At 28.9% G+C, this 12,912-nt stretch carries 12 protein-coding genes and 1 rRNA gene; 11 read left to right on the forward strand and 2 right to left on the reverse strand.

Annotation, left to right across the window (positions count from 1 at the left end; genetic code table 11):
• From rrf to D3Z33_RS14380, 7 genes are all read left to right on the forward strand, one after another.
• Window positions 1-72: ribosomal RNA gene (gene rrf / locus D3Z33_RS17205) — 5S ribosomal RNA — on the forward strand; the annotation flags it as partial.
• 99 nt (window positions 73-171) lie between these two features.
• Entirely contained in the window at window positions 172-651 is a 480-nt protein-coding gene (locus D3Z33_RS14355; protein WP_160198470.1) for a thioredoxin family protein, read from the forward strand.
• 28 nt (window positions 652-679) lie between these two features.
• On the forward strand, window positions 680-1,876 hold the full coding sequence (locus D3Z33_RS14360; RefSeq protein ID WP_160198471.1) for a putative glycoside hydrolase: 1,197 nt from the start codon (window positions 680-682) through the stop codon (window positions 1,874-1,876).
• Between the two features lie 158 nt (window positions 1,877-2,034).
• On the forward strand, window positions 2,035-3,195 hold the full coding sequence (locus D3Z33_RS14365) for an ATP cone domain-containing protein (protein WP_160198472.1): 1,161 nt from the start codon (window positions 2,035-2,037) through the stop codon (window positions 3,193-3,195).
• Between the two features lie 98 nt (window positions 3,196-3,293).
• Complete coding sequence (locus D3Z33_RS17140; RefSeq protein WP_160198473.1) at window positions 3,294-4,010, forward strand: NUMOD3 domain-containing DNA-binding protein; 717 nt, start codon at window positions 3,294-3,296, stop codon at window positions 4,008-4,010.
• A 203-nt stretch (window positions 4,011-4,213) separates the two neighbouring features.
• Window positions 4,214-5,431 carry a hypothetical protein gene (locus D3Z33_RS14375; RefSeq protein WP_160198474.1) on the forward strand — a complete coding sequence of 406 codons (1,218 nt, stop codon included), beginning with the start codon at window positions 4,214-4,216 and terminating at the stop codon, window positions 5,429-5,431.
• 13 nt (window positions 5,432-5,444) lie between these two features.
• Window positions 5,445-5,903: a dUTP diphosphatase gene (locus D3Z33_RS14380; RefSeq protein ID WP_201750545.1), complete on the forward strand. Its 459-nt coding sequence runs from the start codon at window positions 5,445-5,447 to the stop codon at window positions 5,901-5,903.
• Between the two features lie 41 nt (window positions 5,904-5,944).
• Here the strand turns inward: D3Z33_RS14380 and rpmA are convergent, their stop codons facing one another.
• Window positions 5,945-6,229 carry a 50S ribosomal protein L27 gene (rpmA, locus tag D3Z33_RS14385; RefSeq protein ID WP_160198475.1) on the reverse strand — a complete coding sequence of 95 codons (285 nt, stop codon included), beginning with the start codon at window positions 6,227-6,229 and terminating at the stop codon, window positions 5,945-5,947.
• Between the two features lie 229 nt (window positions 6,230-6,458).
• On the opposite strand from rpmA, the gene D3Z33_RS14390 reads away from it, so the two are divergent.
• Window positions 6,459-7,787: a dicarboxylate/amino acid:cation symporter gene (locus D3Z33_RS14390; RefSeq protein WP_160198476.1), complete on the forward strand. Its 1,329-nt coding sequence runs from the start codon at window positions 6,459-6,461 to the stop codon at window positions 7,785-7,787.
• Window positions 7,788-7,809: 22 nt separating this feature from the next.
• Here the strand turns inward: D3Z33_RS14390 and hisC are convergent, their stop codons facing one another.
• Complete coding sequence (gene hisC, locus D3Z33_RS14395) at window positions 7,810-8,889, reverse strand: histidinol-phosphate transaminase (protein ID WP_160198477.1); 1,080 nt, start codon at window positions 8,887-8,889, stop codon at window positions 7,810-7,812.
• A gap of 237 nt (window positions 8,890-9,126) precedes the next feature.
• On the opposite strand from hisC, the gene fusA reads away from it, so the two are divergent.
• The 3 genes from fusA (at window position 9,127) to D3Z33_RS14410 (ending at window position 12,823) form a co-directional block, all read left to right on the forward strand.
• On the forward strand, window positions 9,127-11,202 hold the full coding sequence (fusA, locus tag D3Z33_RS14400) for an elongation factor G (protein WP_160198478.1): 2,076 nt from the start codon (window positions 9,127-9,129) through the stop codon (window positions 11,200-11,202).
• A gap of 209 nt (window positions 11,203-11,411) precedes the next feature.
• Window positions 11,412-12,371, forward strand: coding sequence for a class I SAM-dependent methyltransferase (locus tag D3Z33_RS14405; RefSeq protein ID WP_160198479.1), 960 nt, complete (start codon window positions 11,412-11,414; stop codon window positions 12,369-12,371).
• Window positions 12,371-12,823, forward strand: coding sequence for a MarR family winged helix-turn-helix transcriptional regulator (locus tag D3Z33_RS14410; protein WP_160198480.1), 453 nt, complete (start codon window positions 12,371-12,373; stop codon window positions 12,821-12,823). The genes D3Z33_RS14405 and D3Z33_RS14410 overlap by 1 nt, the downstream gene beginning before the upstream one ends.
• Window positions 12,824-12,912: the final 89 nt, after the last annotated feature.

Here is a 12,912-nt window from a genome sequence, read left to right on the forward strand (position 1 = left end):
ACAGAAGTTAAGCCCTTCAGCGCTGATGGTACTTAGGTGGTAACGCCTTGGGAGAGTAGGACGTTGCTGGTTTTTTTGTTGTGTTTATTTAGTAAATATAATATAATCAGAGTTATAAGTGTTATTATAACTCTGATTTTTTTAGAGTAAACTTAATATTAGGAGGTAAATATGAATACGATTGAGACTTTTAATAAAGGATTATCTTTTGATGAATTTTTAAATAGTTCAGAACCAAAATATAAAGATGCTACATTAGATTTTTATAATAATATAGAATTAGGACAAGATTTAACTTCACAAATTAAGAATATAGACAAAGAAATAAATATATTAGTTTGTGCTGAACTTTGGTGTCCCGATTGTATAGTAAATGTTCCAGCTGTACAAATATTTAATAAATTAAATGAAAGTATAAAGATATCTATTATAGAAAAAGATGGATATGAAGATGAATTTTCTAAAATACCTACTTTTATAATTTATGATAATAAGTTTAATGAATTAGGAAGGTTTATAGAAAGGCCAAAAGTTATAAAAAAGATAGAAAATGAAGGAACACAACCCGAAATTATTGTGGCAAAAAAGCAATATAGAAAAGGAAAGTATATCTTAGATACGGTACAAGATATATTAGATATAATAAAATAATATTAAATATAGTATAAAGGAGAATAATATGAATAACATAAGAAAAAAAGTAGTAACAAGTGGTTTAATTTTAGGCTTATCATTTTCAGCTTTTACTTTCTCATTTATGCCAAATAAAGTTATTGCAGATGAAAACAAATTTACTAATATAAATGAAGATGGGTACATATCTCAGCCATCTACAGATTGGGGTTTATATAAGCAAGATAAAAAAGTAAAAGGTATATTTGTAACAGGACATTCATATGGACATCCAACTAAATATAATGAATTATTAGACTTAGCTAATAGAACTGAGATAAATTCAATGGTTATTGATGTAAAAGATGATGGAGGAATGCTTTCATATAAATCTGATGTACCTCTTGCAATAGAAGCTGGAGCTAATGAAGTTGTTATAATGAATGATAGGGATTTTTTTAGTAAACGAATGAAAGAAATTATTGATAATGACATATATCCAATAGCAAGAATAGTTACTTTTAAAGATAAAGTTATTGGATCTGCTAGACCTGATTTAGCTATAAAGAATAAATCAGGAGGAGTTTGGAGAGATAACAAAGGTAATGCATGGTTAGATCCGTATAATAAAGATTCGTGGGAATATCCAATTCAATTAGCAGAAGAAGCAGCACTTATGGGATTTAAAGAAATACAATTTGACTATGTAAGATTTCCTACTGATGGAGATAGAGGAAATATAGATTATGGACAAGCAGGAAAAGATAAATCTAAAGCGGATGCTATAAAAGAATTTTTAGATTATGCAAGAGAGAGACTTCATGATAAGGGCGTAGTTGTATCAGCAGATGTTTTTGGAGATATAATAGCAGTTAAAGGAGATTCTACAATAGGTCAACAGCTAGAGTTACTAGGTGCAAATACTGATATTCTAAGTCCCATGGTTTATCCATCACATTATGGATTAGGGTTCTATGGTGTAGATTATCCTGATACTAAACCTTATGAAATAGTAAATAAAGCTATGGATCAAGCTGTAGAAAGATTAGACACTATACCTAAAGAAGAAAGAGCTAAAATAAGACCATGGTTACAAGATTTTTCTGCCCCTTGGCTTAAAAGTGCATATGGTTCTAATTATATAACATATGGTCCTGAACAAGTTAGAGCTCAGATAAAGGCTACTTATGATTCAGGTCTTGAAGAATGGATACTATGGAATGCTGCAAATAGATATACAGAAGGTGCTTTAGAAAAAGAATAAGTTAATTTAATTAATAAGTATTGCTATTAATATAAAGTCATGATAAAATACTATATGTAGTAATAAAAATAAAAATATACACAAAATATTGTGTATATTTTGTTTTTGCCCATATATATAGGGTAAAATATATTATATTAAGATTTAGGAGGTTTGTCATGATTAGTGTAATGAAAAGAGATAAATCTTTGGTACCTTTTAATGCAAATAAAATTAAAAGAGCTATAGAAAATGCTATGGCAGAAACAAAAAAAGGTATAGATGAAGATTTAAGTAAAACAATTACTGATAGTATTGAAGAAAAAATACTTCAAAGAGATATGAATGTATTTGTAGAAGATATACAAGATATGGTAGAGCATGAACTGATGGATAGCCCTAGAAAAGATGTAGCAAAAAGGTACATAATATATAGATTTGAAAAGGGTAAAAGAAGATCATCAAAGAAAAAAGAGGTACGTTTACTCACAGATGATTTTATAAGTGAATATAAACATAAACCATCGCCTATGAAACAATTAGGAGAATTTATATATTATAGAACATATTCTAGATGGATTCCAGAAGAAAGTAGACGTGAGTATTGGTGGGAAACTGTAAGACGTGCTGTAGAATATAATTGTAGCCTTGTACCTACTACAAGAGAAGAGGCAGAAAAATTATATGATAATATATATAATTTAAGACAATTTTTATCTGGTAGAACATTCTGGGTAGGTAATACTCCAGTTGCAAAACATTACCCTATGGCTAATTATAATTGTTCATTCCAAGTAATAGAGGACTTTGAATCATTTAGAGATTTATTTTATCTTCTAATGGTAGGTTCTGGAGTAGGAGTAAGAGTGTTAAGAGATGACGTAAAGCTTTTACCAAAAGTAAGATCAAATTATGAACTTATAAATGAAGATTATACACCAATTCCTAAACATGAGAGAGAAGATAGCACAAGTCTTGAATTTTTCCACAATGATACTGCAAAAATTATTGTAGGAGATAGTAAAGAAGGATGGGTTCAATCTTTAGATTATTACTTTAAACTTATTTCAAGTAATGAATATAGAAATATAACTACAATAATAGTAAACTATGATAATGTAAGACCACAAGGAGAAAAACTTAAAACATTTGGTGGTACTGCTAGTGGACATCAAAGTCTTAAAAATATGTTCTCTAAAATAGATAAAGTTATAAACAAATTAGGAATTATATTTGGAGAGAAAAAGATAAAACTTAGACCAATTGATTGCTTAGATATAGCTAATATAATTGGAGAAAATGTAGTTGTTGGTGGTAAACTTTCATATGCTTCCAACTAAAAAAACTCTTTTAATTCATGGGAACTCCTTTTTAAAAGGACAATCATGAGCCAAGCCTATAAATTACTTCATCTCTATCACAAATCGGAGGTGAAAATGTGCCAGAAAAGAAATTTTATGTATATGAATGGTTTATAATTGATACATTTGAGATTTTTTATGTTGGAAAAGGTACAGAATTAAGAAGGTTTGAATTACACAATCGTAGTAAATACTTCATGAATATTTATAACAAATATAATTGTGCTGTTCGTCTTTATAAACAAAAGTTAACTAATGAAGAAGCTTGTAAAGAAGAAATAGAAAGAATAGCTGATTTAAAAGCTATAGGTCAAGCAAAGTGTAATTTTACTAATGGAGGTACAGGATTTGCCGAAGGTTTTTTAAATCCTACAGCACAAAATCCTCACTATGGGGATAAAAATGGTATGAGAACACAAAATATAGATTTTTCTGGTGAAAACAATCCTTTCTATGGTAAGAGACATAATGAAGAAACAAAAGAAAGAATTTCTAAGAATAGAAGGGGAAAAGGCGCTAGATTTGGAAAAGATAATCCTATGTATAAAAATGGAATTCTTATTGAAGGTGAAAAGAATGGGATGTTTGGCAAAAAAGGATTTAATCATCCAAATTCTAAAATGTATGAAATTACATATTCACCTGACAAAAAAGAAATTTTAACATACAAAGAATGTGAAAAAAAGTTTGGAATAGCTTTTTCAAGAATCTATATGAATGGTGGAATACTTAATTATAAAAAGAAAACGCCAAATTCAGTTTATGAAGGTTTAGAAATAAAGCGATTGAAGTAAATTATAGGAAGGTGCAACGACCATCGAAAGCATAGCTAAAAAGCTAATAAGCGAGTAGAGTAGGGCCAAGTGGTGGGTGAGAATCCCTTAAATCGAAACGGAGAGGGCAAAATTATTTTGTCAAGATATGGTCTGAACTATATGGTAACATATAGCAGTAGTTAATTCTACGGGGTATGTATAACGAACATACTTGAACATAATTGGTTAGAAGAACAGCAGAAATAGTATTAGTAGATCCAGAAGATAAAGAAGCAATAGATGCAAAAACAAATCTATATAAACAAATTGATGGTCAATGGATAGTTGATAAAGATATAATCCATAGACAAATGAGTAATAACTCAATATACTATAAGGAAAAACCAAGTCGTGAACGATTACATTGGCAATTAGAAAAAATGAGATATTCAGGAGAACCAGGTTGGGTAAATGAAGTAGCTGGTGCAAAGAGAAGACCAAATATGAATGGAGTTAATCCATGTGGAGAAATATTACTTGACTCTAGAGGATTATGTAATCTAACTACTATTAATGTATATTCATTTGTAGATAAAAATGGAAATCTTGATATAGAAGGATTAAAAGAAGCTCAAAGGTTATCTGCAAGAGCAGGTTATAGAATGACTTGTGTAGAATTAGAACTTCCAAAATGGGATAGAGTTCAACAAAGAGATAAGCTTATAGGTTGCTCCTTAACTGGATGGCAAGATATGGTTAATGCTACAAATATGGATAGTGATGAACAAGCAAGAATATTAAGGGAACTTAAAGATGCAGCTAAAGAAGCTTCAACAGAATATGCTGAAGATATAGGTGAAAATGTTCCATTACTTGTTACAACAGTAAAACCTGAAGGTACACTTAGTCAATTACCAACTGTTTCAAGTGGTGTACATTACTCACACTCTCCGTATTATATAAGACGTGTAAGAATAAATGCAGATGATCCACTTGTTAAGGTATGTGAAGAATTAGAATATCCAATACATCCAGAAGTAGGTCAAGATTATGATACATGTACTACTAAAGTTATAGAATTTCCTGTTAAATCTCCTGAAGGAAAAACTAAGTATGACGTATCTGCAATAGAACAACTAGAAAATTATAAACTATTTATGGAGAATTATGTAGAACATAACTGTTCAATAACTGTTCATGTAAGAGATTATGAATGGGATGAAGTTGAAGAGTGGGTATGGAATAATTGGGATGATGTAGTAGCTTTATCCTTCTTATCATTAGATGATAATTTCTATGAATTACTTCCATATGAAGCAATTGAAGAAGAAGAATATAATAGAAGAATGTCAGAAATGAAACCATTTGTTCCATCATTATTAAGCAAATATGAAAAAGAACAAACTGAATTTGATATTGGAGATGAAAGTTGTGATACTGGAGTATGTCCAATAAGGTAATGGAGGAATACAATTGAAGGTAAGAGGATTTGAATTAGTAGATGATGAATTTAGAGTTCATAAAGAAAAAGAAATAAATATTCCCTTAAGGGCTAGTACTGGTTCTGCAGGATATGATATATATACTCCTGAAAAATTTATTATTAAGCCTCAAGAGACCAAAATAATATGGACAGATATAAAGGCTTATATGTTAGACAATGAAGTGTTACAAGTGTATATAAGAAGTTCTATAGGTATTAAAAAAGGACTTGTATTAGCAAATGGCACTGGAATAATAGATAAAGACTATTATTCCAATCCATCTAATGATGGAAATATAGGAGTTGCTATTACTAATATTTCTAAAAAAACAGTAGAAATAAATCAAAATGAAAGAATAGCTCAAGGATTATTCATAAATTATCTTTTAACAGATAATGACAACACAAAAAACAAAAGAATTGGTGGAATAGGAAGTACTGGAAAATAAAAAATGGTCAATTTAACTTTGGTTAAATTGACCATTTTTTATTAAATAACTTCTGGATAGACACTTACTTTTTTCTTTTTTTTACCTAATCTTTCAAACTTAACTATACCATCTGATATTGCAAATAAAGTATCATCTTTTGCCCTTTTTACATTTACACCTGGATGAATCTTAGTGCCTCTTTGTCTTACTAATATATTTCCACTTAGCACAAACTGTCCATCTGCTCTTTTAGTGCCAAGTCTTTTAGATTCACTATCACGTCCATTTTTTGAACTACCACCAGCTTTTTTATGTGCAAAAAGTTGTAAATTCATTTGTAACATTAGAATACCTCCAATCTAATATAATATCTATATATTCGATAACATTTACTAAATGAAAATAATTATCACTAATATATATTATACATTTTTTTTTCCTATAAGTCAAAATATAATATAATCACTTAAGAGTTATCAATAAATTTAGAAAAATGAATTGACAAAGCCTAAAAAATTCATTATAATATAAATGTTACTAATAATTAATATTTATAATGAAAGGGGATTTTGTATGGAAAAAAAGGGGTTAGGGTTAACAACAAAGATTTTATTAGGTTTGTTTTTAGGTCTTTTAACTGGATTAATTCTTTACTTTTTTGTGCCAAAAGGAATGATAAGAGATACCATAATAGTTGATGGACTTTTATATTTTATTGGTCAAGTATTTTTAAGAGCAATAAAAATGCTAGTGGTACCACTTGTATTTATTTCAATAGTAAATGGGGCATCAAGTATTGGAGATATTAAAAAGCTTGGTAGAATTGGAGGAAGAACAGTACTTTTTTATATAACTACTACAGCTATAGCTATATCACTTGCATTATTTGTAGCATCAATTGTAAATCCAGGTATTACAGACGGTGGACTTGATTTATCAAGAGTAGTAACACAAGAAGTAGAAATAAATGAATCAGTACCAATAGTAGATGTATTTTTAGATATGGTACCTACAAATCCAGTATCTTCAATGGTAAATACTAATATGCTTCAGATCATAGTATTTGCACTTTTAATTGGTATTGGACTTTCGGCTCTTGGAGAGAAGGCAAAGAATGTATCACAACTATTTTCCGAGTTAAATGAACTTATGATGAAAATGGTATCTTTCATAATGCTACTTGCTCCTATAGGAGTTTTTGGTCTTATAGCTAAGACATTTGCAAATGAGGGGCTTACTGCTATAGTTCCACTTGCTAAATACTTTGGTACTGTAGTTGGAGTTCTTTTATTACATGCAGTATTAACTTATGGAGGAATATTAAAATTATTTACAGGACTTAGTCCTGTGAGATTTTTCAAAAATTTCTTCCCAGCAATATCAGTAGCATTTTCTACTGCTACTAGTAGTGGTAGCTTACCTGTAACATTAGATGTTTCCGAAGAAAATTTAGGAGTATCAAAAAATATATCTTCGTTTACATTACCACTGGGTGCAACAATAAATATGGATGGAACTGCTATAATGCAAGGAGTTGCTACTATATTTATAGCTCAAGTATATGATATAGATTTAACTTTTGCTCAAATACTAACTGTAATATTTACAGCTACTTTAGCATCAATTGGTACAGCTGGAGTTCCTGGGGTAGGTCTTATAATGCTTTCTATGGTTCTTCAATCAGTTAATATACCTGTGGAAGGAATAGGGCTAATAATGGGAATAGATAGACTACTGGATATGACTAGAACTGCAGTAAATATAACTGGTGATGCAGTATGTACACTTATAGTATCAAAAAAAGAAGGAGAATTTGATGAAACTATATTCCATGGTGAAAATAGTTATGATGGAAATAAAGTTACATCACAACCAAGTATAGCTAATGAACCAGCAAATTAAAAAATACCCCTAGGGGTATTTTTTAATTTGATAAAACTTCTTTAAGTAAAGTTATAAATTTTTTATTTTGTTCTTCTGTTCCTATAGTAACTCTTATCCATGTTCCTGTTATAGGTCTTATTATCAAGCCTCTTTTTTGAAGCTCTATAAATATTTCCTCTGAATCTATATTAACATTAACAAATATATGGTTAGTTTCAGAAGGTGCATATTCTAAGTTTAATTTATCGAATTCATTATATAGGTACTCTTTACCTTCTTTATTTATTCGATAGCAACTTTCTACGAATTCATTATCTTTTAAAGCTTCAACTGCTGCAATCTGTGCAAGTGAATTTACATTGAAAGGTCCTCTAATTTTGTTTATATTTTCAATTATTTCTTCGCTTGCCATAGTATAACCTACTCTTAAAGCAGCAAGGCCATACATTTTAGAAAACGTTCTCATTATGATTAGATTAGAATATTTTTTTAAAAGTTTTAAATTATCCTTTGGATAATCATCTCTTGTTACATATTCTCTATAAGCTTCATCATAAACTACTATTATATTTTCAGGAACTTTTTCTAAAAAATTCAATAATTCTTTTTCACTAAACATAGTACCTGTAGGGTTATTTGGATTACAGATCCAAATTAATTTTGTATTTTTTGTAATGGCATTTATCATACCATTTAAATCATAAGTCCAATTTTTAAGTGGAACTATTTTAGGAATGCCACCCATCATAATGGCTGTAGAGATATATCTTGGGAAAGTTATATCTGCCATTATAACTTCATCACCTTTATTTATAAATGTTTTTGATATCATATCTACCATTTCATCAGACCCACTACTTGGAAGTATCTGTTCCGGTTTTAAATCTAATTTTTTAGCAAGTTCATCTTTTAATATAGTTGTATTTCCATCCGGATAAATTGCTAAATTATCAATAGATTTGATTAGTTTTTCTTTTACTTTTTCTGAAGTACCCATGGGATTTTCATTAGATGCAAGCTTTATAACTTCCTTTAATCCATATTCTTTTTTTACATCTTCTATAGGCTTCCCTGGCCTATAAGCTTTTAAATCTTTAATTTCATCTCTAAATTTTATCATTTAATAGCCCCCCTAGTTGTTAATAGAAATACAATTTTAATTTAATTATATCACACTAGCTAGAAAAGATTTGTTAAAATATTTTTAAAATTCTAACGAAGGGGTATATATCCTATGATTTAACCTTAAAAGTTCTATATAAATTTTAAATTTAATAATATAAAGAAGGAGATTTCAAATCTATGTAGAATATTATAAATAGTCAGAATAATAAACTCTAGTTGAGGGGGAAAGTGTATGTATAATTATAATGCTGATAAGATTAGAAACATAGCTTTTTTAGGACACCATAGTAGTGGTAAGACAACTTTAGTTGAATCAATGTTAATGACTACAGGAGCAATTAAGAGAAAAGGTAGAGTAGAAGATAGAAATACAATATCAGACTTTGATAAAGAAGAAAAATCAAGAGAAGTTTCTATTTACACTTCTGTTATACCATTAGAATGGAAGAATCATAAATATAATGTATTGGATACTCCAGGTTATTTTGATTTTGTAGGTGAAGTTCATTCAGCTCTTAGAGTATCAAAAGGAGCGGTAATTGTATTAGATGCTAGTTCAGGAATAGAGGTAGGTTGTGAAAAAGCTTGGAAACTCACTAGAAAAAGAAGTACTCCAACTATTTTATATATAAATAAAATGGATAAAGAAAATATTAACTATGATAAATTAATAAATCAATTAAGAGAAAAATTTGGTAAAGCAGTTATACCATTTCATATTCCAATAGGAAAGGAAAATGAATTTAAAGGTTTTGTTAATATAGTTGATATGAAAGCAAGAATTTATAATAAAGATAAAAAAGTATGTGAAGATGCAGAAATTTGGCCAGAAAAAGAAGTTAAAATGGGAGATTATAGAGAAATGCTCATTGAATCAGTAGCCGAAAGTGATGATGAATTACTAGAGAAATATTTTGAAGGAGAAGAATTTACAGAGGAAGAAATACACATTGGTTTACGTAAAGGAGTTATTGAAGGTAAACTTATACCAGTTCTTATAGGTTCTGCTACATTAAATGTGGGTACAGAAACACTTTTAAATATGATGTGGGATTATCTACCTTCTCCAACTGATTTAGAAAAACCAAGTGGAATAAATCCAAATAATAATAAAGAAGAAGAAAGAAATATAAAAGATGAAGAACCATTTTCAGCGACAGTATTTAAAACTATTGCAGATCCATATTTAGGAAAGATTTCACTATTTCAAGTAAGAAGTGGAATATTGAAAAAAGATGATGAAGTATATAATTCAAACACTGAAGAAATAGAAAAAATAGGAAATATATTTATGTTAAGAGGTAAAGAGCAAATAGAAGTAAATGAAGTTCATGCTGGAGATATTGGAGCAGTTTCAAAATTAAACAATACACATACTGGTGATACAATATGTAATAAAGATAATCCTATTATTTATGAAAATATACACTTTCCAAAACCAACATTGTTTATGGCTGCTAGACCAGTAAATAAAAATGATGAAGAAAAGATAGGTCAAGCTCTTCAAAAATTATTAGAAGAAGATAAGACCTTTAGTGTAGAAAGAAATAATGAAACTAAAGAACTTTTAATTGGAGGACAAGGAAATACACAATTAGAAGTAATTAAAAATAAATTAAAAAATGATTTTGGAGTTACTATTGAATTATCAGATCCTAAAATTGCATATAGAGAAACTATAAAAGGAATTTCAAATGTTCAAGGTAAGCATAAAAAACAATCTGGTGGAGCAGGACAATATGGTGATGTTATAATAAAATTTGAACCCTCAACAGAAGAATTTATATTTGAAGAAGAGATATTCGGTGGGGCAGTACCAAGACAATATATACCAGCTGTAGAAAAAGGGCTTAAAGAATCAGTTTTAAAAGGGCCACTTGCAGGATATCCTGTAGTTAATATAAAGTCAACATTATTAGATGGTTCATATCATCCTGTAGATTCAAATGAAATGGCTTTTAAAATAGCTGCATCATTGGCATTTAAAAAAGGAATAGAAAAGGCAGGTCCAGTACTTTTAGAACCTATTATGAGAGTAGAAATAATCATACCAGATGAGTATATGGGTGATATAATGGGGGACATGAATAAAAGACGTGGAAGAATATTAGGTATGGAGCCTAGAGAAGATGGTACTCAATTAGTAATAGCAGAAGCTCCCGCTGCTGAAATGTTTAAATATACTATAGATTTAAAATCCATGACTCAAGCTCGAGGAACATTTTTAATGGAATTTTCAAGATATGAAGAAGTTCCATCAAATATAAGTGAAAAAATAGTTGAAGAATATAAAAGTAAAGAAGCATAATAAAGCTCGCCAATTGGCGAGCTTTATTATGTGTTTCAGATATGGGATTTAGAGTAGGTAAAATAAATACTCTAAATTATATGAATTATATAATCAAAATTTTTGACCATAAATAAATTAAATTTAAACTTAAAATTCCAATTGACAAACATTATCAATTAGAATAGACTAAATATATGCTAGGCATACAATAAGGAGGGATTTGTTTAATGACATATTTAGATCTTTATATACAAATTGATAAATACTTGGAATCTAAACTTTTCTTCCAAGTTGTAGAAATGAAAATTTTTGATTATTTTCATCATTCTACAACAAAAGAAAAAGTTGCACAAGAAATGAAAATATCTATAAAGAGATTAGAACCTTTATTAAGAGTTCTAATAAAATTAGGATGGGTAGAAAAGGATAATGAAAAATTAATTAACAATGAAAAGGTTGATAAATTTTTGTATAGTAAAAGTTCATACTATATAGGTGAAATACTTATTATAAAAAAAGAGTTATTAGATTTTGAACATATAGGTAATCTATTAAATGGAGAAGAATCAAAATCTAAAAGAATTTATGATTTTGATAGGATGTTAGATGTAGGTGCAAAGGAAATAGAGTATTTTAGAGTAGATACATTGATAAAAGAGGCAGCACAACTTTTTGAAAGTGAGTCTGTTAAATCTATTTTAGATTTAGGAGGTGGCTCTGGTTTATTTGCTCTAGAGTTGGCATTGTTGTATCCAGAAGCTCAGGTTAGATTATTTGATAGAAGGTCTGTTTTAGATAGGGCTAAATCATATATAAAAAAGAGAGTTCCTTTAGATAGATTAGATTATCAAGAAGGAGACTTTATAAGTGATGATTTTGGTAAAGATTATGATTTAATTATTGCATCAGGTATTATAGATTTTGCCTATAATGATGTGAAAGCTTTCTTGAGAAAACTAAAGGATGGAATTGCATCCAATGGATATATTTTCTTATACTCAGCTTCTCTTTTAAAGGATGATGCATTAATAAATAGAGAACTTAGATGGCTATCAGGTAGACTTCGTTCTAATCTTGTTACTGTATCAAAGGAAGAAATTGAACATGGATTAGAAGATGCAGGACTTGAAGTAGTTAAAAAAACAGAGGATTTGCTTTATCCTATTTGGATTTTGAGGAGGATTTAATGAATGAAACGAAAGTGAAATTGGTAAATTCATTTATTGCCATGATTGAAAAAGTAGCCAATGGAAATATTAATATTTTAGATTTTGGCTCTGAGGATATGACCTTTTACCGAGGTGAAATTCACATATTAAAGAAAATTGGAGATGAGTTAGGAGTTTATAGTTCTGAAATAGCAAGAGATATGGGAGTTACAAGGGCTGTAATTCATAAGACTGTAAAAAAGCTAGAAAACAGAGGTTTGGTTTATAAGTTGGAAGATGATTTAAATAAGAGAAGAAAAAAATTATATTTGACTGAAAAAGGGAAATATGTGTATAAGCTGCATGAAGAGTATCATGAAGAACATGACAAGGCTTTTTTTGACTTTATTCATTCTCTTAATCGTGAAGAAAATCAATTAATAATGGAATTTTTAAAAAGAAGCAACGAATTAATGGATAAATATTTTTAGAGGGGATAATGAAAAAAATAGATGAAATTATATATTACAGGTTTAGCATGATAAAAATATAATTAGTGATAACAATTGTAAATTAGCAT

It is taken from the genome of Senegalia massiliensis, assembly GCF_009911265.1.
Taxonomy (GTDB): Bacteria; Bacillota; Clostridia; order Tissierellales; family SIT17; genus Anaeromonas; species Anaeromonas massiliensis_A.